This window comes from Mesorhizobium sp. M0500 (assembly GCF_040321165.1).
In the GTDB taxonomy this organism is placed as follows: domain Bacteria; phylum Pseudomonadota; class Alphaproteobacteria; order Rhizobiales; family Rhizobiaceae; genus Mesorhizobium.
In genome coordinates this window covers 354,414-374,638 of the sequence record NZ_JAMYRB010000004.1, presented here as the reverse complement: position 1 = coordinate 374,638, position 20,225 = coordinate 354,414, and the positions used below count along the sequence as shown (strand labels likewise).

The window sequence follows — 20,225 nt, the reverse complement described above, 5'->3', positions numbered from 1 at the left end:
GCCATCGGAACGAAAGCTAATCGGCTCAAGACCAATTCGTCAAATGAATCCGCGCATTGCAGGCCGGCTTGCGAGGAAATTCCGCGGTTGGACGCGCCGATTGGCGAGGCTGGCGCAATGCCAGGAACTCAAGCACTTTTGCATTAACCGTGCCGATCGGAGCGCTCGCAAAAGTTTGTTCCACAACGAGCGAAGCAGGCAGAATTTATGTCCGCGATCGCCGCTGGATTCCCGCGTCAAATCCGCAAAACATGGCCCGAGACCTCGGCGCCGGCAGCCTTCGGCAACGCCAGGAAGCGACACGAGGCGACGAGCCCGATTGCGCCGATCACCAGGAAGGCAAGTCGGAAGTCGACGAGATCGAGCGCCGCAGCCCCCCTGGCGATCTGCGACAGGTTGAGCAGTGCCGCGGCGACCGCTACGCCGAACAGCATCGCCACCTGCTGCAGCATGCTGGACAACGTCGCCGCCGAGCTGCGCTGCGGTGAGGCCACATCGGCGAAGGCCAGTGTGTTGAGCGCGGTGAACTGCATCGATCGCGAAAGGCCGGCGATCAGCATCAGCACCACCACCAACGCTTGCGGCGTCTGCGGCGAAAGCGCCGCGCAGGCCATGATCGACAAGGAAGCGATCACCCCGTTGACGATCAGCACCGAACGGAAGCCGAAGCGCCTCAGCGTCGGCGTCGTCACCGCCTTCATGCCGAGATTGCCGAGGAAATAGGCCAGGATCATCATGCCCGCATCGACTGGGCTCAGTCCGAAGCCGACCTGGAACAAAAGCGGCAGCAGGAACGGCGTGGCGTTGATGGCGATCCGGAAAATCGTGCCGGCCGACAGCGTCGAGATGGCGAAGGTCTGCACCTTGAAAGCTGTGAGATCGAGCAGCGGATGGTTGGCGCTTCCCAGATGCCGCACCGCCAGCCAGCCGACCAAAATGCCCGTGCCGAGCAGTGCCACGGTCGGCAACACACCCTCCTGCGGATGCGCGATGCGCTCGAGGCCATAGAGCATCGCGGCGAGCCCCACCGAGGTCAGCAGGAAGCCCGGCCAGTCGAGCGGCCTAGCGCCGCCTTCGCGGTCGCCGGGAATGAAGCGGGCGACCAGCGCCAAACCGGCAACCCCAAGCGGAATGTTGATAAAGAAATTCCAGTGCCAGGAGAGATAGGTGGTGATGAAGCCGCCAAGCACCGGCCCGACCACCGGCGCGAACAGCGCCGGCCAGGTGATCAGCGCCGTGGCGTTGAGAAGCTCGGATTTCGGCGCGTTGCGCAGGACCAGGATGCGGCCGACCGGCGTCATCAGCGCGCTGCCCAGGCCCTGAACCGCGCGTGCGGCGACGAACTCGGCCAGGTTCTGTGAGATGCCGCAAACGAGCGAGGCCAGCGTGAACAGGGCAATCGCCACGAGGAAGATGTTGCGCGCGCCAAAACGGTCGGCAAGCCAGCCGGACAGCGGCACGAACACCGCCATGGTCAGCATATAAACGGTGATGCCGATGCTCATCGCCACCGCCGGCACGCCGAAGGATTCTCCCATCTGCGGCAGCGAGGTCGAGATGATGGTCGAATCCAGAAGCTGCATGAAAAAGGCGACGGCGACGATCAGCGCCACCCGCCGAGCTTGCCGCGCCGCCGGCGCGGTTTCGGGCAAGGCTTTGTTTTCGGGAATGGCGGTCATGCACAGAACTGTCCGAAGGGGAATTTTCACCCGCTCCATCGGCAACCGCACAATTGTCCGGCAAACCGATGACGCACCGGTTTCAACAGCATCTGGCCGGTGCCGTCCAGACCTGGTCCAACAAACTTTCGTGTGGCATCGCTGCCGGCCATGCGATGACCTGGCCCTGGCGCCGAACCGGCCTTTTACGATCCGCGATGACGCTTTGTGCCGCAGCCGGCGTATCTCATGCGGCTTCGATCTTCTCCAGGAACAGGCTGAGCTGGTCCGGGTCCATGTGCACGACGTGCCTGTCTTCGGGATAGGCCAGGCTGTTCACATCGGCGACATATTCGGAAAAGGCGGCGATGCGTTCGGCCTGCAGGCGATCGTATTCGGCGGCGAAATTGCGATAGACCTTGGAATGCCGAGGCATGTGGCCGCGGTTCTGGCCGAGGATGTCGTCGGCGAACAGATATTGCGCGTCACAGCCGGTGCCCGCTCCCATCGACAGCATGATCAGCGACGTCCGTTCCGAGATCGCCTTGGCCACTTCCACCGGCACCACTTCGATCTCGGCGCCGATCGCGCCGGCGGCCTCCAGTTGCTTCACCGCTTCGAACACCTGCATGGCGGTGTCGGCGGTCTTGCCGACAGCCTTGAAGCCGCCGGTCCAGGTGGCGCGTGACGGGATGAGGCCGACATGGCCGATTACCGGAATGGCGTCGTCGGCCATCCGCTTGATGGTGGCATAGCCGGCGCTGCAATAGACCGCATCGGCGCTGGCCTTGTAGAGCCGGAACGCCCAGCGGACGAAATCATCGGCGGTGCCGATCTCGAAGAAATTCTCGCCCGGCATGGTGAACAGGCTGGGTGCCGCATCGCGGTATTGCGGATTGAGCACCAGCTCCGGTGGCACCGAGACGATGTCGACGCCGGCGCGTTCGGCGGCCTCGGCCTCGTCCATCGTCAGCACGCGCAGCATCGTCAGCTGCCGCTTGCCCTTCATGGCCCGCAGGTCTGCGACGGTCGGTCTTTTCCGGCTCATGGATTTTGGTCCCCTTTGCTACGTGACAGAAGGCCGGTCAGGCGATCTGGATCATCACCTTGCCAGCTTCCACCTTGACCGCATAGGTCTGCAGATTGACACAGACGGGAGCCCCTTTGGCCTGGCCGGTCTTGTAATTGAAGCGGCCATTGTGCTTTGGGCATTCGATGATGTCGTCCATGACAAGCCCATCGGCCAGATGCGCCTTCTCATGCGTACAAAACCCGTCGGTGGCGAAGAATTCATCGTCCGGCGAACGGTAAATCGCGAAGGTGCGGCCGCCATGGTCGAAGCGAATGACGTCTTCCTCTTCGACATCGTCCACGGCGCACGCTTCGACCCAATCGGCCATTCTATATCTCTCCTGAAATTTTCTGCATGGCGCCGGTGCGGTGCCTATTCAGCCGCCGCCGACATGTTCACTTCGTGGAACTCGCCACGATAGGGCCTGGCCGTTGGCGGCAGTTCGCGCTTGAGGAAATGATCCTCGTATTTGAGCTGCCTGAGCAGGACAGGCCAGACCTCGCGATAGGCATGCCATATCGACGGGTTCGGCTCCGGCAGATCGTGCTTGATCAATTCATGCAGCTTGGGCAGCGCGTGATAGGGCACCATCGGAAACATGTGGTGCTCGACGTGGTAGTTCATGTTCCAGTAGATAAACCGGCTGATCGGGTTCATGTACACGGTACGGGTGTTGAGCCGGTGATCGACGACGTTGTCGGCCAGACCGATGTGTTGCAGCAGGCCGGTCATCACCATGTGCCAGGTGCCGTAGAGGCGCGGCACGCCGATGAGCACCACCGGCACCCACGACTGCATGTAGAGGGCGAGTGCTATCGTGGCGATATAGATGGCAATATGCCAGCGCGCCGCGATGACGGCCTTGTGCTGTTCCATCTCGGGAACGTAGCTTTTCTCGTCGGGCGTCAGCTTGCCGAACGCCTGGCGTACCAGCGCCGGAAGCGAATAGCGAAAATCAAGGATGCCGGTGAAAGCCAGCGCCGCACGCAAAAGGTCCGGCGGGCGCATCACGGCGATCTCGGCGTCGCGGCCGACGATGATCGTGTCTGTATGGTGCCGGGCATGGCTCCAGCGCCAGGTCACCGGGTTGCGCATCAGCATGAAGCTGGCGATCTGGTAGACGACATCGTTCATCCAGCGCGTGCGGAAGGCAGTGCCATGGCCGCATTCGTGCCAGCGCGAGTCGCTGGAGGAGCCGTAGAGCACGCCGTAGACGAAGAAGAACGGCACGCACCACCAGGTGCCCCAGAAATAGATGGCGCCGGCGGCCGAGCCGAGGATGGCGACGATCCAAATGATCGTGTCGCGGATCGCCGGGCCGTCTGAGCGCTGCATCAACTCCTTGATCGCCTTGCGGGGGACATCCGTGTGGTACCACTCCGCCGAGGCCAGTCCCGTCTCGATCGCCCTGCGCGTGCTTTCGCCGACCAGGCTGTAATCGCGCTTTACCGTGCCAGCCATTGTGACCTCCAATTCCCTCTCGGCCGCGAGCCCTCCCCGCTCCGGCCGGAGCCAGCCTCCCAACTGGTGTCCCGTATTCTGTTCGCCATTATCACGACCTGCCTCCAAGAACAGGAAAATGGCCCGACGGCTGGGGATAATCCTGCTGCGGCTGCCTGGCGATTGCCGCGATCCGGCTCTCGGCGACGGCGATCTCGCCGGCGCCGTCGAGAACCCGGAAAACGGCATTGTAGGAGCGACTCTCGCCATGCTCCAGCCAGATCATCTCGCCGCGTTCGCGCGCGGCCAGATTTCCCAGCACATGATGCGTCGAGGGCTCGATCCCAAGCGCGTACTGCCCGGCCTGGAAATTCTGCCATTGATAGGCGCAAGGCAACTGGTCCTTGCGCGTGACCACTTCGAAGCCGAGGCCGAGCCTGTCGTTGACCACCGCCACAGGGACTTCGCCGGTGCTGTCGGCGCCGAGTTCGTGCTGCCAGACCTGTTCCTTGAATCCCGGTTGCGGCGCCGGCACCGTGCGGTAGCCGACCTTCTGCACTTCATAGCGCTCGCCGGCATGGCCCGCCCAGACGACGTCGCGGATCGGCGCCAGGTAGCGCGATCCTTCGTCGAGCACGGGATGGCTGATATTGATGTGGTAGAAATACATATGCGGCGTACGGTTGAAACCGTGATTGACGACACGGTCCGAAAGCCGGATCTCGTTGCCGCCGACATCGGCCTCGATCCGCCGCAGCAGGTGCAGATCCTCGCCGAATACAGTCGATTGCTGAACGATGCCTTCGGCCCACAACACGCAGCGGTCGCCGTCCCAGGTCTCGCCATAGCCGGTCAGCCGCGCCGGGATGGTGCTGATGCGGCCGTGCAGCGAATGGCGCACCATCGTCTTCGGCGGGTAGTTGTAGGTATCGGCCGGTACTTCGTTCATGAACAATATATGGTCGAGGCCGCAGGTCAGCAGAAGGCCGGAAAACGACCGCGCCCACGCCAATCCCTCCTCGCCTTCATACTCGTGCAGGCCGGGATGGCGAAAACCGCTCGGCGAGTGCCAGCCGATCGCCTGGCCTTTGAAGTCGCAGTCGGCGATGTCGAGCGCCCGGTCGACCAGCGCGGTGAAGCGCAGGCCGGAGCCGGTGCGGAATTCGAGCATGCGGATGCCGCGCTCGACGCCGTCGCCAAGCGTCATCAGCCGCACGCCGGCGAACTGCGACAGCATGCCGGATCGTTCCGAGACCTGCCGGCGCGACAGCGTCTTGCCGTAAAGCTCTACCATGTGACGGCCAGTTCTTTCACTTTGCTCCCGACCTTCATTTCGCTCTCGTCTCCTTGAGCAGGGCCGACATGTCGGCGCCGGTGATGATGCTTTCCACGGTCAGCAGGTCGGTGTCGGCGACCGTCTGCTCGGCGACGATCTCGCCGCGGCGCATGACGATGATGCGATCGGCGACCTGGAAGACGTGATGGATGTTGTGGGTGATCAAAAGCACCGAGTGACCGGCGTCGCGCACTTCCTTGACGAAGCGCAGCACGCCGTGCGTTTCCTCGACGCCGAGATTGTTGGTCGGCTCGTCGAGGATGATGACCTTGGCGGCAAATTGCATGGCACGCGAAATGGCGATCGATTGGCGCTCGCCGCCCGACAATGTGCTGACCAGCGCATCGGCGTCGAGTTTTTTCGAGATGCCGACGCGCTTCAATAGAGCCGACGCAGCATCGCGCAATCGAGCGAGATCGAGCGGCGCGAACACGCCCAGCCATTTGAGATTGACCGGCTCGCGGCCGAGGAAAAGATTGCGCGCAATGCTGAGATCGGGCGCCAGCGAGGTGTCCTGGTGGATGGTCTCGATGCCGAGATCCATCGCATCGCGTGTCGAGCGGATCGAGACCTTCTGGCCGCGCACATAGATCTCGCCGCGATCGACCGGAAACACGCCCGAGATCGCCTTGATCAGCGTCGATTTGCCGGCGCCGTTGTCACCGAGCAAGGCCACCACTTCGCCCTCGTTGAGCGTGAAGGAGGCGCTCTTCAGGGCGCGGACGCTGCCGAAGGATTTTTGCAAATTCTGCAGCCGAAGCACTTCCATGATCAGCTCCTGGCGGCGTTCTTCTGCAGCAAAGCGTGCAGGATGAGCATGGCAAGGATGATGATGCCGACGAAGATGTTGTAGGCGAGCCCGGGCACGCCGATCAGCACGATGCCGTTGCGGATGCTGCGCAGCATCAGCGCGCCGACGATGGTGCCTAGGATGGTGCCGCGCCCACCGGTCAGCGCAGTGCCGCCGACCACCACCATGGCGATCACCTCGAGCTCGTAGCCGGTGCCGGCCACCGGCGAGGCGGCAGAGATGCGGAAGGCGCTGATCATGCCGGCGAGACCGGCCAGCACCGAGGTCAGGATGAACAGCCAGATCTTGACCGCATCGGCCGGCACGCCGCGCGCCACGGCAGCGTTACGGTTCGAGCCGATAGCGCTGATCCAGTTGCCGAGCTTGGCGTAGCGCAGCACATAGATCGCCAGTAGCGACAGGCCGATGAACCACCACAGCGAGGTATAGAAACGGAACGTTCCGATATTGAAGCTGCCGGCCAGCAGCGTCACGAAGAAGCCTGGCTGGTTCCAGGATTTCAGCGGAAAGCCTTGGGTCATGTAAAGCGCTGCCCCACGCACGACGAGCAACATCGACAGTGTCACCAGGAAGGACGAGATCCCGATCTTGGTGACGATCAGGCCGTTGATCGCACCGATCGCTATGCAGAGCAGCAGGCCGGCCAACAGCGCGACGCCAATATCAAACCCGCCGTTCTGCACCAGCAGCATGACGACGACCGGCGCCAGCCCGAACACGGCACCGACCGAAAGGTCGAACTCGCCCGCCGTCAGAAGCAGCGTCATGCCGAGCGCGATGATGCCGAGCTCGGGCAGGAACGCCATCATGTTGGAGATGTTGAGCGGCGACAGGAAATTCGCGTCGGCGATCGCGAACACCGCCAGCAGGACGATCAGGATGACGAGCGAAGAGAACTGCGGCGAGCGCATCAGGCTCGACCTGCGTTTGGTACGCGGCATTTCCTCTTCTGCGGCAATTGTCATGACTGTTTCGACCATATTTCAAGGTGACGCCCGCCGCCTGCGCGGCGAGCGTCAATTTCAATCACTTGTTGTAGAGTTTCAGGATCGGTTCGACGCTCGACGCGTCGTAGAGGCTGAACGTGTGGATGTCGTAGCCGATCGGTTCGCCAGCGGCGGCCAGCCCGAGCAGCGCCACCGGCATGAAGCCTTGCGCCGAGGGAAACTGCCAGGCAGCCGCGTTGATGAACCCAGACTTCACTGACTCGGCCGTTTCCTTCGAATTGCCCCAGCCGACGACCGGGATCTTGCCGGCCGGCACGCCGGCGCCGTCGAACACCCGCTTGACGCTGGCCGCAACGGAATCGCCGAGCGCGATGATCGCCGGCGGGTTGTTGGCCACCATGTAGTCGGTCATCTTGGCGATGATGCCGGCCGGATCGGTGCCGCAATCGACCACATCATATTTGATGCCGAGCGGATCGAAGACGCTGGCAATGCCTTCGGTCTCGAGCTGCTGGTAGCTGGCGCCCGGCACTTCGACCGGCAGGAACACCTTGTCGCCCTGCTTCACCATCTTGTGGTCGACCAGATATTTCGCCCAGATGACACCGGCTTCCTTAAGGTCGGCGCCGACATAGGCCTGCCGGCCGGTTGCCGGATCGTCGGTATTGAAGAACACGATCGGGATGCCGGCCGCCTTGGCTGCCTTGACCTCCTCGGTCCACAGGCCGGGCTGCGCCGAGGTCGTGGCGATGCCGTCCGGTTTGGCGGCGAGTGCCGAGTTGAAGGCTTCCTTCTGCGCCGCCATGTCGCCGCCGCTGAACGAGATCTTGCAGGTCACCTTGAGCTGGTCGCAGGCCTTGGTGGCGCCGGCATTCCAGTCGATCCAGAAGGCATCCGACGGGCCGCCATGCGACAGCAGGTAGAACGTCTTCTGGGCGTCCTGCGCCAGCGCCGGCGTACCCAGCGCAACACCGGCGAGAACCGTCGCCGCGGCAGCGATTTTCAACGCGAATTTCAACATTTCTCTTCCTCCCTTGTTTCGTAGCCGAACCGCGCCATCACAGTCCGTTGGCGCGGAATTTCCCGTCGAGGAATTTCTTGGCACGGGGCACGTCGTCTTCCGAAAGATGCTCGATGATGACCGGGATGTTCGGATGCTTTTCGGCCAGCCGCTTGAGATAGAGGTCGTAATTCAGCGAACCGAGGCCGGGCGCCGGCAGCTCGATCTCGCCGACGCCGCGGAAGGTGTGGCTCTCCAGCGCGTCCTCGTCGCCGATGTCTGCGTGCTTTTCCGACTTGTCGCCGCCGGAACGCTTGACGTCCTTGGCGTGGGCAATCTTGATCTTGTCGGTCAATGTGTCGAACACCTGGTTCAGGATCTGGTCCATCCTGTCGATGTTGTGCGTTTCGAAATAGTTGGTCGGGTCCATCAGCAGGCCGAGGCCTGGGTGGTCGACCTGCGCGAACATCCTCACCGTCTCCTCGACCGAACCGACGACATTGTTGACATAGGTTTCGAGCAGGAAGACCGCGCCGTGGTCATAGGCGGTCTGGGCAAGGTCGGCGATGACCTTGCGGCATTCCTCAAAACCTTCCTCGGTCTTGTTCTTCGGGTGATGCACCCAGTCGGACTCGGTGTTGTAGGTACCGGTTTCCGAGATCACGTAAGGGGTGCCGAAATGGCGTGCGTTGCGGATGATCTCCTTCAAATAGCCGACGCGCCGCTCGCGCTCGGCCATATCCGGATGGATGATGTTGGTATAGCCCGATACGCAGCAGATCGGCAGATTGTGATCGCGAAACGTATCGCGGACGGTCTTGGCCTTGTCCCTGGTGATCTGCCCGGCCGACAGATCTATGTCCTTGAAATGCAGGTCGAGCTGTACGGTGTTGAAATCGAGCGCACGGATCTTCTGCGCGGTTTCCTTGAGGCCATACGGGAAATAACCCGTGAAAATACCTGCCTGCATCATGGTGTGAAGTCCTCCCTGTAAGTAATTCAGTCAGTTGATATTTCGGAAAGTTTGACTGTCCGGCCCATGTCGATCGAGCGATAGCCGGCTTCGACCAGCGCCATGGTCTTGACGTTGTCGGCGACCGAGAGCGCCGGCGGCTCGCCCGTCTTAACCGCGTGCTGGAGCTGCTCCATGACGCCGATGAAGGCATGCGGGAACCACATCGTATCCCATTTGGGTGTCACCCATTCGCCACCGGTGGTCTCGGTCGAGGCATAGGTCAGCGTCGAGGCAGAACCTGTCGGCCAGCCGATGGTGCCCTTGGCGACGCCCTTGGTGCCGTCGACGCGCCAATTGATGTGCTGGTCGTCCTTGTAGCCCTCCTGGCGCGGACCGGACCAGACATCCTCAAGCGATACGGCGAGCACGCCCGACGGGAACTTTATCGTCGACACGGTGATGCCGTCCGAATGATCGAAGCGGGTGCGCGGATCCTTGCGGGTCAGGCTGGTGATCTCCAAGGGATCGCCGAACAGGAAGCGCAATACGTCGAGATGGTGGACGCTCATATTGGCGAGCGTCAGCCGGTCATAGTCCTCGAGGAAGCTCTGCCAGTGCGGGATCGCATGCATGTCGATCTGGGCGAAAACGATGTCGCCGAGCGCGCCGCTGTCGATGATCTGCTTCAAGACGCGCATCGACTGGTCGTAACGCATGTTCTGGTTGACCGAGAGGATCTTGCCTGCCTTGGCCGCCTCGTCGCGAAGTTTGACTGCCTCTTCAAGGGACAGCGCCAATGGCTTCTGCGCCAGGATCGCCTTGATATGTGCCTGCTTCAGAGCATGGCGGATCAGCGCCGGCTGCTTGTCCGGCGGAAAGGCAAGGTCGATGATCTCGACGTTCTTGTCCTCGATGAGCTGTTCCGGCGTGTCGTGGACGGTTGGGATATCCCAGCGTTTGGCGACCTTCTCGGCGCTGGCCTTGGTCCGCGAGGCAATCGCCACCACGGGGAAACCGGCTTCCTTGTAGGCGGCAAGGTGACATTCGGCCATGATCATGCCGGCGCCGACGCAGCCGATCCTGTATTCTCTGGTGCGGACTTTAACGTCCGGCTCGAAGCCGTTGCCCACCATTTCTTGGCTTGCCATATATTCCTCCCGAAGCTCGTTCCTTGCAGCCACCGTCATCTTGCCAGCGCTCCGCCGCCTTGCCCGAAATAATGCACCCTGCCCGGCTCGCAGGATATCGCCACCATCGCGTCCGGCCTGATGTCCGGCTGGCCGCGCAACAGCGCCCGCAGACGCGCCTGCCCGGCGGCGAGCGTCACAACCGTGTAGCCGCCGAGCGGCTCGACCTCGAACACTCGCGCCGCGCGGCCCGCGCCCCCCTCCGACCAGGCCTTAACCTTGATATCTTCCGGCCTGAGTCCAATTTCCACGGCATCGGCCGGGGCGCCGGTATCCGCGATGCGGATCGTGCCTTCCGCCGCCTCCACGCCTTCAGCGCCGTGCACCGACTTCAATATATTCATCATCGGCGAGCCGAGCAGCCGCGCCACATAGGTGCTGGTCGGCCGGTCATAGATCTCGGCCGGCGCGCCGATCTGCCTGATCTTGCCGTTCTCCAGTATGGCCATGCGGTCGGCGACCGACATCGCCTCTTCCTGGTCGTGCGTGACATAGATCAGCGTCTTGCCAAGCTCGCGCTGGATGCGCTTGAGCTCGACGCGCGTCTCCTCGCGCAGCCGGGCGTCGAGCGCCGAAATCGGGTCATCCATCAGATAGGCGGCCGGGTCGCGCACCAGCGCGCGGGCAATCGCCACGCGCTGCCGCTCACCTCCGGAAAGCTGTGCCGGCGGCTTGTGCAGGATATGGCCTATATGCAGCTTGGCTGCGACGTCGGCGACGCGCTCTTCGATCTCGGCTTCGGCGACCCGGCGTTCGACCAGCGGAAAGCGGATGTTGTCGCGCGCGCTCATATGCGGAAACAGCGCCAAATTCTGGAACACCATGGCGACGTTGCGGTCGGCCGGCGACACTGTGTTGACCGGCTTTCCGCCGATCAGGATCTCGCCCGCGTCCGGGGTTTCCAGCCCGAGCACCAGACGGAGTATCGTCGACTTGCCCGACAGCGGCGGCCCGAAGAAGCAGAAGAACTCGTTGTCGTTCACCGCGAACGACGCATCGTCGACGGCAAGCGTGCCGCCATAGCGTTTTGTCACATTACGGAAAACGATATCGGCCATCTCAACCTGCTCTCAATGCAAGACCGGAGGCGGCGTCGAAGACGCGCACCGCCTCCGCCGCAGGCGCGACGACAGCTGTCTGCCCGATCGCCAGCCCGACATCATTGTCGAACACCGCCTTCACCGCAGTCTCGCCGTCGCCAAGGTGGATGATGGTGCGCGCGCCGATCCGCTCGACGAAACTCACCGGCATGGACAGGCCACGGCCACCTTCAGCCAGCGTCACCTGCTCCGGTCGAAAGCCATAAAACACCTCGCCGCGCATCCTGCGTACGGCATCTGCGATCTCGACCGGCAGCGGCGGTGTCACGCCGAGCGGGCCGAGATCGATGACCAGACCTCGGTCGCTTTCCGCCGGCCTGCCCTTGAGCAGGTTCATGCCCGGCGCGCCGATGAAGCGGGCGACGAAGACATTGGCCGGGTTGTTGTAGACCTCGAGCGGCGTGCCGACCTGCTGCAGCACGCCGTGGTCCATCACCGCGATGCGGTCGGCCATGGTCATTGCTTCGAGCTGATCGTGGGTGACGTAGACCATGGTCTGCCGGAACTGCCGCTGCAACTGCTTCAGTTCGGTCCGCATCACTGCCCGGAAGGCGGCGTCGACATTGGAAAGCGGCTCGTCGAGCAGGAAGATCGCCGGCTCCATGATCGCCGAACGGCCGATCGCCACCCGCTGCAATATGTTGACCGACAGTCTGTCCGCCTTGCGGTCGAGCAGCGACGTCAGTTGCAGCATCTCGGCAATGGCGTCGACACGGCGGCCGATCTCGGCCTTTGGTGCGCCGCGCATTTTCGGCCCGTAGGCGAGGTTCTGCCGCACGCTCATATGAGTGAAGATCGCATAGTTCTGGAAGACGAAGCCGACGCCGCGCCGCCCCATCGGCACGCCGGCCATGTCGCGCTCGCCAAACAGGATCTTGCCGCTGGTCGGCCCTTCCATGCCGGCGATCATGTTCATCGTCGTCGACTTGCCGCAGCCGGACGGCCCGAGCAGCGCCATGAACTCGCCGTCAGCAATGGCCAGGTCCATCGTCTTCAGCGCGGTGAAGTCGCCGAATTTCTTGACCAGGTTCTGCAGGTGGATGGTGCTCATGCCGCCACCTCGCGTACCCGGGCCATGCGTTTCATGGCAAACACCGCAGCGATGGACAGCACGATCAATATGGCCAGCGCGATTGCCGCCACATAGCCCCAGATCAGGTCCTGGGTGGTGAGCTTGTAGATGTAGACTGAGATGGTTTCGGTAGCGACGCCGGGACCGCCGCCGGTCATGATGTAAAGCGTGTCGAATATCTTGAAGTTCTCGATCACCCTGATCGCCAGCGCGATGATGATGATCGTCTTCATCTTCGGCAGCACGATGGTGACGAAGCGCTGCCACGGGTTGGCGCCGAGCAGCGTCGCCGCCTTGATCTGGTCGTCGGGCACGCCGACCAGGCCGGCAAGCAGGATCAGGAACATCAGCGGCGTCCACTGCCAGATGTCGGCGACCATGACGGCGATGAGCGCCAGCGTCGGGTCCGACAGCCAGGCGATGGTGACGGGAAAGCCTGAGATCGCCGACAGGATGTCGTTGACCGGGCCGCCTGACTGAAACAGCATGAAGAACATGTAGCCGGCAACCGCCGGCACCACCATCATCGGCATCAAGAGGATCGAGTAGAAGATCCGCTTGCCGGGGAACTCGTCGGCAAACAGTGTCGCGAGCGCCAAGCCGAGCAGGAACTCCGCCGGCACGCAGACGATCATGACGATGGCCGTGCGCTTCAGCGCACTCCAGAAGCGCGCATCGGCGGCAAGGTCGGTGTAGTTGGCGAAACTGTTCCACATCGACCAGGCGTTCCACCAGCCGGTGCCCGACAGCGGCGACCAGTCGGTCAGGCTGATGTAGAGCTGCATCAGGAGCGGGAAGACGGCGATGAACAGCACCAGGATCTGCGCCGGCAGCGTCAGCCGGAAGCCGAGCTTTGCGCCGTCGTCCGGCAGCACCGACGCCGCTTTGGAGGCTTGCATGTCGCCCTCCGAAATCGTCGCAGTCACCGCGCTCATTGCTTGAGCGCCCCGAAAGTTAGCCCGCGCACCAGATGGCGCTGGATGGCGATGCCCATGATGACAGGCGGCACTGCGGCTATCAGGCCGAGGGCTGCCTTGGCGCCGTAGAGTTGGCCGGTCATCGAGGAGGACAGCGAGGCCATGTAGACCGGGACCGTCACCCATTCGCGCGTGGTCAGAAGCAGCGCAATCAGATAGTCCGACCAGTTGAGGATGAAGACGAACAGCGCGGCACTGGCCAGCGGCGCGCGCATCATCGGCAGCGTGATGCGCGTGAAGACGCGCCACCGCGAACAGCCCTCGACCAGTGCCGCCTCCTCGATCTCGCGCGGCATGTCGTCGAAGAAGGTCTTCATCAGCCAGAAGGCGAAAGGCAGCGTGACGATGCCGTAGATCAACGACAGCCCCCACCAGCTGTCGGTGAAGTTGAGGAAGGCCCACATGATCATCACCGGGGTCATGACCGCCATCGGCGGAAACAGGCGAAGCTGGATCAGCGCCAGCGGCAGGTTCTGGCCCGAGCCGAAGCGCGACAGCCCGTAGGCCGCCGCGGTGCCCGCCGACATGGCGATTGCCGTGCCGAATGTGGCCGACAGCAGCGATGACAGGATCGGCTTCAAAGCTGTGCGGTCGAGCGCGACGATCAGATTGTTGGTCGATTCACCGAAGACGAAGCGGAAATTGCTGAGTGTCGGGTTCTTCGGCCACCATGTCAGGTCGGCGCCGGTCGCCGACCATTCGGCGATCGGCTTGAACGCCATCGACACCATCCACAGGATCGGCACCAGCGTAACCGCCATCGCCGCAAGGATCGCGGCATAGCGCAATATCTCGAAAGGAACTGAACGCTTCATCTTGCGGCTTTGCTGGGTCCTTCGTTGCCGAGGGGAAGAGCGACCGCTCCTCCCCTTCTTGGTAAGATCCTGCGAGGATCAGGCGATCGGATCGAGGACGGTCGGCCAGGCCTCCTTGTTGGTCTTGATGGCTTCGAGAAGCTTCTCCTCGCCGGTGCGGCGGGCAATCTTCTTCCACTCGGCCTCGGTGTCGGCCATCGCCTGCTCGGCTGTCTTGGCCTTGGTCAGCGCGGCGACGAGGTTCTCGTCCAGCGCATTGTGGAAGGCGGTGGCGCCGGGATAGTTGATGGTGGGCACGGTGCGGGCGACCGTCTCTCGCACCACGTCCATGTGGTAGGCGTGATAGGTTTGGCGAACCAGCGGATCCGAGAAATCCGATAGCCGGAACGGATCGAAGTAGCCGCCCGGATTGGCAGTCATCCAGGCGTAGATGCGGCTTGAGCCCAGCCACTGCAGGAACAGGTAGCAGGCCTCCGGATTCTTGGCTTGCGAGGACACCGACGCCGACAGATTGAGCCACAGCACCGACCGGCTGACCAGCTTGCCGTCGATTTCACGGCCGGGCGGCAGCATCGAGCCGATCTTGCCGGTGACAGCTGAATCCTTGTTGCCGGCATTGTCGAGGAACTTCGGCAGATTGGAGAAGGCACAGGTCATGGCCGCGCCGCCCTTGGCGAAATTGCCGTACTGCTCCGGCCAGCCCCAGGAGATCGCATCCGGCGAATGATGCGAAAGCGACGCAATGTACTCGCTGGTCGCCGCGATACCTTGCTCCGAATTGATCAGCGGCTTGCCGGCGTCGTCGAACAAGAACTGATTGGGCGAAGCCATTGAGACATAACGCTGATACCAGTTGGTGTAGCCCCAGCCCTGGTTGCGCAGATCGGTCGAGCCGAACAGGCCCTTGTCCGGGCGCTGGAAGAAAGCCGCGATCTCGTCATGCTGCTTCCAGGTCTTCGGCGCCGCCAGTTCATAGCCGTATTTGTCGGAGAAGGCCTTCTTCTCGTTTGCGTCGCCGAACAGATCGGTACGGTAAACCCATGTCTGGAAGTCGCCATCCAGCGACACGCCATAGGTCGAGCCGCGATACTGATTGAGCAGCGAGACGCCCTTGGCGCCGTCGACATAGCCGCGCTCGGGATCGTCCCATTCCGGCTTGTATTGCGCGACGAAGTCGTCGAGCTTGAGGATGCCGCCGGTTTCGGCGAGGTCGCCAAGGCGGTTCCATTCGACCGCGTAGATGTCGTAGGCCCCACCCTTGGTGGAGATGTCCTGCATCGTCTTGGTGAATTCCTGGCCGTTTGGCACACCGACGATTTCCAACGGAATGCCGGTTTCCTTCTCCCAGAGATCCTTGATCGACGGCGCACCGGCCGGAAACGGCTGGGTCAACTGGCCGATCGAGCCGTCGGACAGGCCAAGTACGATCTTGGCCGGCGCCTTGCCGGCGCCTTTCATCGCCTTGGCCGCCTCGATGGCGCGACCCTCGGGCGTGTCGGCGCCATATTGATAGCGTTCCGAGCCGTCGAAGCCCGTCGGGCCACCGATCATGCCGGGCGCCAGGGCATCGGCCGCATAGGCACGGCTCGGGCGAATGAATTTCGGTGCAATACCTGCGGCGGCAACAAGGACTGCTGCCTTTCCACCGGACGCCAGCAAACGGCGCCGCGACACGCGGATCAAATTCGACATTGGAACTCCTCCCTCAGGGCCTTGTTCCTCCACGGCCCTTATGATGGATATTGACGGCACTATACGAAGGCTGTCAACATCATAAATAATCAATACACCTCATAACATCTCATGGGAGGGGAAGAATGGCGTTTGTAAAGGCTCTCATACTGAAGCCGGTGCTTGAATTTGAGGGAGCCCGGCTGCCCACCTCCCCGCTTTGGTCTGCTTGGGCATTTTGGTATAGCGCAGCGGCTTGCGCATCGGCCAAGGCCGGTTACATCATTTCCCATCAGAATCGCGGACGGCGATGAAGCCGCTCTCCGACGGTGGACCCATGAAATGCGTGATCTCGATGCGCCCCTGGCGCGTTTTGGAATGAGGTGATCGACAGTGCGGTCCACCCTGACAGACATAGCCCGGGAGGCCGGCGTTTCGGCCGCCACGGTCGACCGTGTGCTCAACAACCGCGCCGGGGTCAGGGCGCGCACCCGCGAGGTCGTGCTCGAAACGGCACAGCGGCTTGGCTATATCGCTGAAAATTCGAATAATCCGAGCTCGCTCAACGCGCTGCGCGGTGAGGTAATACGGCTCGATTTCGCCCTGCCCGCCGGCACCAATTCCTTCATCAAGATGCTGCACCGCCAGATCGAGGCGCAGGCGCAGGCGCGGCCCGACCTCGACGTCCGCGTCGCTACCATCGAAGGTTTCAATCCGGACCGGCTTGCGCGTCTGCTGCAGGAACTGCACGGGCAGACGCAAGGCGTTGGTGTGATCGCGCTCGACCATCCAACTGTGCGTGAGGCGATCCGCTCGCTTTCGGCCAGCGGCGTCAAGGTCGTCACCATCGCTTCCGACATCCTGCATGTGCCGCGGGTCGCCTATATCGGCATCGACAACCGCGCCGCCGGCCGGCTCGCCGGCTACCTTCTCAACCGCTTCATGGGCGCCGGGCGTCCGGGCAAGGTCGCGCTGTTCGCCGGTTCGCTCTCCTACCGCGGCCACGAGGAGCGCGAGATGGGCTTCCGCCACATACTGGCGGAAGAATCGCCCAATCTGCAGATTGTCGAGATGCGCGAAATGCTCGACGACCGGGAGAAGGCCTATTCGGAGGCCTCCGCCCTGCTCGACCGGCACCCGGACCTGGCCGCCATCTACAATGTCGGCGCCGGCAACACCGGCATCGCCCGCGCACTCAAGGAGCGCGGGCGCGCGCTGTCGACGGTCTTTCTCGGCCATGAGGTGACGGAAGGCACCAAGGAGCTTCTGCTCGACGGCACGCTCGACGCGGTCATCGACCAGAACCCGCGCGTCGAGGCCCGTGAAGCGCTCAACACCTTGACCCATGCGGTCAGGGGCTTGCTTTACGAACTGCACCAGCCACGGCTGCAGGTGATCTTCAGGGAAAGCATCCCGGAGATCTGAAAGAAGGGCCGATGCCGATCATAGATGCGCCGCCCAGTACGAACAGCGCCTTCGTCTCCGCCGCCGGCGACGACCGTCTCGGCGGCCAGTGCCTTGAACCCGCAAGACGGCGCAAGGACAGACACGCCATCGGCAGCATAACCGTCATGCTGCCCGATCGAAACCAGCGCATCTGCCCGCGCCGGCTATCACTGCCGACCATGCCATTTCGCCCCTGTGGGTAAGCTTGCTCGCATGGCCGACCGGTTCGGCGTTCGGCTGGTTTGCGGCCGAAGCGGCAGCCGCCACGACGGTGCGCGAACACTGGCGCGGCACGCTGGCGCTCGGCCGCAACGAAACACTGGCGGCAGCCTACTGGCGGCGGGGCGCGGCGGGACTGATGGCCGGCTAGAGCTTGCTCACCATCGCTTGCGCATCTTCGCCCAGACCGATTGCGATCCGGTCGCCGGAGACAATGCCTGACATGTCGCAGACAACCAGCGGCATGCTGATTTCGTAGAGGAATTCGGCAACGATGGCGCCGACGGCAAGGATCGGGTCCGGCCGCTCCAGGATAATGCCGGCCGGCGCCGTGCCTCTGCGGATCGCTTCGGCCAGAACCGAAGACGAGGACGACGACCCTCGCCCGCTCGGCATCACCAGGATCTTGCCGGCGATATTGCCGCCCAGGTCCGGATGCGAATGGTCGATGATATCGCCCGTTTCGACGTCGATCCCGCCCCAGAAGCTGAGCGCCTGCGAAAGCACCAGCGCCGGGCCTTGTGCCGAGCCGGAAAGGTGGAATGTACCGGTTCTGGCCGGCGTCTTCATGGCGCGCCTCGCACGACGCGGCCGGCCGCAGCCGAGCGGACGCAGTCTTCCATGTCACCGAAGGCCACCGAGACACCGATATTGCCAGGTGCGTAATGCGCCCATTTGCCCGAATTGGTCATCACCACGCCATCGAGACGCTCGAGGATCGACGTGACATAGGTGCAGGTGTCGGTGACCGGAACGAGGCCGAAGGCTTCCATGCCGGCCAGTGCGCCTTCGTCCTGCAGCCGCGTCAGCGTCGCGCGCCCTGTGTTGACATAGATTGGGACACCCTTGCCTGGACCGACTTCGCGCAGCAGCGGCAACAGGCGCATCCACTCGTCATAGGAGAAATGCGGCGTGCCTAACGACACGGCTGCAAGCTGCACGCCGTCGGGGACGCTCGACAGCCTGGCCAGCGCATGGTGGATGTCAGCGCGAGAGATCCGGATTTTTTCGTCCGGCGCCAGGCCGTGCAACGCCTCATCCGGCGTCTTCGCCTCCGGCGTGATGCCGACGGCATGAAACAGCGCCACGGCACCCGTCGTTGCCGCCGCCGCGCCCAGCGCCTTCAATTGGTCCTCGTCGCGCGGCTGCGGCAGGCCCGATATGACAGGGATGCGGTCGCGAGCCCTTTGCCCGATGATCAGCCCGACGCCGACAAACAGAGCGTCGCTTGGCTCGAAAGCAGCGTCAGTCAGCTCGAACAGGACCTGGCCTCGTCGATTTTCACTCAGATGCAGCCCCCATGCCGGCGCGCGCCCGGTCATTGCGCAGCACAAATCGACGAAATCGCCATAGCGGTTGGTGCGCGCGCCGATCACCGAATTGGCAAAGACGATGGCGTTGGATTCACCCCAGGCGATCTGCTCGCCGAACCTTGGCCGGAACCGGGTCTGATAGGGTGCGCAGGTGAAGGTCGCCTGGCAGCCGAGTTCCAGATGCGCCTTCATCAGGCGTCGCGCCGGCGATTCTTGCGACACCGGCATCTTCACCAATCCGGGATGGATGAGGTCGAACGAACCGACATTCAGCGTCGTCGGCACCCGAACGCGGCCGCCGCCCTCGATCAGCCTTTCGACGAAATCGAGGCTGGCCTGGCCGTGATAGAGGCAGCCGTCGATATGGGCACCGGCAATGTCCAGCAACTTGCGCGCGCCGACCGCCTTCGCGAAAGCGACCAGGATCTTCATGGCGGCAGCCGCTGCCGAGCCTTGCTCGCCATGCAGCATCGACTGGTCGCCGGCCGTCAATTCCAGCGTCATCGGCAAATTCCCGAGCCCACACTATGCCGATCGAGCACTCCCTGATTGCGGAGCGTCTGGCAAGACAGAGCTTTGGATCTCTTCTACTTCGCGGCGATCAGCGGACCAGACGTTCACAGCTCATCGCGAAGCAAGAGAGTCGCGAAGCACGGTCGCAGAGCGGGCGATCGCCGCGGAAACGACGCTATTCCTTCTGGGGCACCCCGTCGACTGCCCCGTCGCCATCTGCAGAATGCGGCAGGATGCCGAAGTCGCGCGACTTGGTCCCATGCGCCGCCGTCAGGAAACCATCGGCTGTGAGGCCTCGCCTCAAAAGTTCCCGTACCGCGGCCGACCGGCTCGGCATGCGCTTGTCGAAGCGCCAGTTCTCCAACGCCGCCAGTTCATCGGCGGTCAGCATGATCTGCAATCGTTCCGGGCGTTCCAGTTCGGACATCTCGGCCTCCAGTCATACCAGGCTAAAACTAGCTGAGTTAGCATGTTCCTAATTCTTCGTAGAGTTAGGTATGTTGGCAGAGTACGTCAAGATCTCCAGATGCGTGATCCGTGCAGAAATCCAATGAAGCGGATCAAGCATCAACCGCACAATCGACAAAATACACTAACTATTTGATACTAAATGATTTTTCAAGATTTTCGCTTGTCAATCGCCGACTCTGGGCGCATGGTGAAAGCGAGGGATAAACCGCTCCTGAAGGGAAG

Annotated in this window: 21 protein-coding genes; 3 read left to right on the top strand and 18 right to left on the bottom strand. The window is 62.8% G+C overall.

Features of this window, described 5'->3' with window-relative positions:
* Nucleotides 1-236: 236 nt before the first annotated feature.
* The 15 genes from NKI70_RS11390 to NKI70_RS11320 all read right to left on the bottom strand — a co-directional run bounded on the left by NKI70_RS11390 (nt 237) and on the right by NKI70_RS11320 (nt 16,062).
* Nucleotides 237-1,679, bottom strand: a complete 1,443-nt coding sequence (locus NKI70_RS11390; protein ID WP_352700181.1) for a DHA2 family efflux MFS transporter permease subunit — start codon at nt 1,677-1,679, stop codon at nt 237-239.
* Nucleotides 1,680-1,905: 226 nt separating this feature from the next.
* Nucleotides 1,906-2,706 carry a 3-methyl-2-oxobutanoate hydroxymethyltransferase gene (locus tag NKI70_RS11385; RefSeq protein WP_023675787.1) on the bottom strand — a complete coding sequence of 267 codons (801 nt, stop codon included), beginning with the start codon at nt 2,704-2,706 and terminating at the stop codon, nt 1,906-1,908.
* Nucleotides 2,707-2,743: 37 nt separating this feature from the next.
* Complete coding sequence (locus NKI70_RS11380; RefSeq protein ID WP_352465283.1) at nt 2,744-3,058, bottom strand: MocE family 2Fe-2S type ferredoxin; 315 nt, start codon at nt 3,056-3,058, stop codon at nt 2,744-2,746.
* 44 nt (nt 3,059-3,102) lie between these two features.
* Nucleotides 3,103-4,191 (bottom strand): fatty acid desaturase family protein, encoded by a 1,089-nt coding sequence (locus NKI70_RS11375; RefSeq protein ID WP_352700180.1) that lies wholly within the window; start codon nt 4,189-4,191, stop codon nt 3,103-3,105.
* Between the two features lie 91 nt (nt 4,192-4,282).
* Entirely contained in the window at nt 4,283-5,464 is a 1,182-nt protein-coding gene (locus NKI70_RS11370) for an aldose 1-epimerase family protein (RefSeq protein WP_352700179.1), read from the bottom strand.
* Nucleotides 5,465-5,498: 34 nt separating this feature from the next.
* Nucleotides 5,499-6,281 (bottom strand): ATP-binding cassette domain-containing protein, encoded by a 783-nt coding sequence (locus NKI70_RS11365; protein WP_352700216.1) that lies wholly within the window; start codon nt 6,279-6,281, stop codon nt 5,499-5,501.
* Nucleotides 6,278-7,282 carry an ABC transporter permease gene (locus tag NKI70_RS11360; protein ID WP_352700178.1) on the bottom strand — a complete coding sequence of 335 codons (1,005 nt, stop codon included), beginning with the start codon at nt 7,280-7,282 and terminating at the stop codon, nt 6,278-6,280. The genes NKI70_RS11365 and NKI70_RS11360 overlap by 4 nt, the downstream gene beginning before the upstream one ends.
* A 61-nt stretch (nt 7,283-7,343) precedes the next feature.
* Nucleotides 7,344-8,285, bottom strand: a complete 942-nt coding sequence (locus NKI70_RS11355) for a sugar ABC transporter substrate-binding protein (protein WP_023675781.1) — start codon at nt 8,283-8,285, stop codon at nt 7,344-7,346.
* A 37-nt stretch (nt 8,286-8,322) separates the two neighbouring features.
* Entirely contained in the window at nt 8,323-9,237 is a 915-nt protein-coding gene (locus tag NKI70_RS11350) for a sugar phosphate isomerase/epimerase family protein (protein ID WP_352700177.1), read from the bottom strand.
* Nucleotides 9,238-9,263: 26 nt separating this feature from the next.
* Complete coding sequence (locus tag NKI70_RS11345) at nt 9,264-10,352, bottom strand: Gfo/Idh/MocA family protein (protein WP_352579122.1); 1,089 nt, start codon at nt 10,350-10,352, stop codon at nt 9,264-9,266.
* Between the two features lie 50 nt (nt 10,353-10,402).
* A complete protein-coding gene (locus NKI70_RS11340) occupies nt 10,403-11,464 on the bottom strand; it encodes an ABC transporter ATP-binding protein (protein ID WP_352465289.1) in 1,062 nt (353 codons plus the stop codon).
* Nucleotide 11,465: 1 nt separating this feature from the next.
* On the bottom strand, nt 11,466-12,557 hold the full coding sequence (locus tag NKI70_RS11335) for an ABC transporter ATP-binding protein (RefSeq protein WP_352700176.1): 1,092 nt from the start codon (nt 12,555-12,557) through the stop codon (nt 11,466-11,468).
* Nucleotides 12,554-13,513, bottom strand: a complete 960-nt coding sequence (locus tag NKI70_RS11330) for a carbohydrate ABC transporter permease (RefSeq protein ID WP_352700175.1) — start codon at nt 13,511-13,513, stop codon at nt 12,554-12,556. The genes NKI70_RS11335 and NKI70_RS11330 overlap by 4 nt, the downstream gene beginning before the upstream one ends.
* The gene (locus NKI70_RS11325; RefSeq protein ID WP_352700174.1) at nt 13,510-14,370 is read right to left on the bottom strand and encodes a carbohydrate ABC transporter permease; all 861 of its coding nucleotides are present in this window, start codon (nt 14,368-14,370) and stop codon (nt 13,510-13,512) included. The genes NKI70_RS11330 and NKI70_RS11325 overlap by 4 nt, the downstream gene beginning before the upstream one ends.
* A gap of 78 nt (nt 14,371-14,448) precedes the next feature.
* Nucleotides 14,449-16,062 carry an extracellular solute-binding protein gene (locus NKI70_RS11320; protein ID WP_352452729.1) on the bottom strand — a complete coding sequence of 538 codons (1,614 nt, stop codon included), beginning with the start codon at nt 16,060-16,062 and terminating at the stop codon, nt 14,449-14,451.
* Between the two features lie 372 nt (nt 16,063-16,434).
* On the opposite strand from NKI70_RS11320, the gene NKI70_RS11315 reads away from it, so the two are divergent.
* Genes NKI70_RS11315 through NKI70_RS11305 form a run of 3 tightly spaced genes read left to right on the top strand, consistent with a single transcriptional unit; the run spans nt 16,435 to nt 17,857 of the window.
* Complete coding sequence (locus tag NKI70_RS11315; protein ID WP_352724600.1) at nt 16,435-17,466, top strand: LacI family DNA-binding transcriptional regulator; 1,032 nt, start codon at nt 16,435-16,437, stop codon at nt 17,464-17,466.
* Between the two features lie 11 nt (nt 17,467-17,477).
* Entirely contained in the window at nt 17,478-17,690 is a 213-nt protein-coding gene (locus NKI70_RS11310; RefSeq protein WP_352724599.1) for a hypothetical protein, read from the top strand.
* Nucleotides 17,691-17,692: 2 nt separating this feature from the next.
* A complete protein-coding gene (locus NKI70_RS11305; RefSeq protein ID WP_023675773.1) occupies nt 17,693-17,857 on the top strand; it encodes an SIP domain-containing protein in 165 nt (54 codons plus the stop codon).
* On the opposite strand, the gene NKI70_RS11300 is transcribed toward NKI70_RS11305, so the two are convergent.
* The 3 genes from NKI70_RS11300 to NKI70_RS11290 form a co-directional block, all read right to left on the bottom strand.
* On the bottom strand, nt 17,854-18,276 hold the full coding sequence (locus NKI70_RS11300; protein WP_023675772.1) for an aconitase X swivel domain-containing protein: 423 nt from the start codon (nt 18,274-18,276) through the stop codon (nt 17,854-17,856). The genes NKI70_RS11305 and NKI70_RS11300 overlap by 4 nt on opposite strands.
* A complete protein-coding gene (locus NKI70_RS11295) occupies nt 18,273-19,523 on the bottom strand; it encodes an aconitase X (protein ID WP_352724598.1) in 1,251 nt (416 codons plus the stop codon). The genes NKI70_RS11300 and NKI70_RS11295 overlap by 4 nt, the downstream gene beginning before the upstream one ends.
* Nucleotides 19,524-19,707: 184 nt before the next feature.
* Nucleotides 19,708-19,959, bottom strand: a complete 252-nt coding sequence (locus tag NKI70_RS11290; RefSeq protein ID WP_023675770.1) for a hypothetical protein — start codon at nt 19,957-19,959, stop codon at nt 19,708-19,710.
* Between the last annotated feature and the right edge of the window lie 266 nt (nt 19,960-20,225).

What these genes read in the sequence shown, in the direction of transcription:
- NKI70_RS11330 (WP_352700175.1), bottom strand. Translation starts at nt 13,513, where the DNA reads ATGAGCGCGGTGACTGCGACGATTTCGGAGGGCGACATGCAAGCCTCC.
- NKI70_RS11300 (WP_023675772.1), bottom strand. Translation starts at nt 18,276, where the DNA reads ATGAAGACGCCGGCCAGAACCGGTACATTCCACCTTTCCGGCTCGGCA.
- NKI70_RS11320 (WP_352452729.1), bottom strand. Translation starts at nt 16,062, where the DNA reads ATGTCGAATTTGATCCGCGTGTCGCGGCGCCGTTTGCTGGCGTCCGGT.
- NKI70_RS11375 (WP_352700180.1), bottom strand. Translation starts at nt 4,191, where the DNA reads ATGGCTGGCACGGTAAAGCGCGATTACAGCCTGGTCGGCGAAAGCACG.
- NKI70_RS11295 (WP_352724598.1), bottom strand. Translation starts at nt 19,523, where the DNA reads ATGACGCTGGAATTGACGGCCGGCGACCAGTCGATGCTGCATGGCGAG.
- NKI70_RS11360 (WP_352700178.1), bottom strand. Translation starts at nt 7,282, where the DNA reads ATGACAATTGCCGCAGAAGAGGAAATGCCGCGTACCAAACGCAGGTCG.
- NKI70_RS11340 (WP_352465289.1), bottom strand. Translation starts at nt 11,464, where the DNA reads ATGGCCGATATCGTTTTCCGTAATGTGACAAAACGCTATGGCGGCACG.
- NKI70_RS11345 (WP_352579122.1), bottom strand. Translation starts at nt 10,352, where the DNA reads ATGGTGGGCAACGGCTTCGAGCCGGACGTTAAAGTCCGCACCAGAGAA.
- NKI70_RS11370 (WP_352700179.1), bottom strand. Translation starts at nt 5,464, where the DNA reads ATGGTAGAGCTTTACGGCAAGACGCTGTCGCGCCGGCAGGTCTCGGAA.
- NKI70_RS11390 (WP_352700181.1), bottom strand. Translation starts at nt 1,679, where the DNA reads ATGACCGCCATTCCCGAAAACAAAGCCTTGCCCGAAACCGCGCCGGCG.
- NKI70_RS11310 (WP_352724599.1), top strand. Translation starts at nt 17,478, where the DNA reads ATGCCGATCATAGATGCGCCGCCCAGTACGAACAGCGCCTTCGTCTCC.
- NKI70_RS11350 (WP_352700177.1), bottom strand. Translation starts at nt 9,237, where the DNA reads ATGATGCAGGCAGGTATTTTCACGGGTTATTTCCCGTATGGCCTCAAG.
- NKI70_RS11355 (WP_023675781.1), bottom strand. Translation starts at nt 8,285, where the DNA reads ATGTTGAAATTCGCGTTGAAAATCGCTGCCGCGGCGACGGTTCTCGCC.
- NKI70_RS11335 (WP_352700176.1), bottom strand. Translation starts at nt 12,557, where the DNA reads ATGAGCACCATCCACCTGCAGAACCTGGTCAAGAAATTCGGCGACTTC.
- NKI70_RS11290 (WP_023675770.1), bottom strand. Translation starts at nt 19,959, where the DNA reads ATGTCCGAACTGGAACGCCCGGAACGATTGCAGATCATGCTGACCGCC.
- NKI70_RS11325 (WP_352700174.1), bottom strand. Translation starts at nt 14,370, where the DNA reads ATGAAGCGTTCAGTTCCTTTCGAGATATTGCGCTATGCCGCGATCCTT.
- NKI70_RS11385 (WP_023675787.1), bottom strand. Translation starts at nt 2,706, where the DNA reads ATGAGCCGGAAAAGACCGACCGTCGCAGACCTGCGGGCCATGAAGGGC.
- NKI70_RS11380 (WP_352465283.1), bottom strand. Translation starts at nt 3,058, where the DNA reads ATGGCCGATTGGGTCGAAGCGTGCGCCGTGGACGATGTCGAAGAGGAA.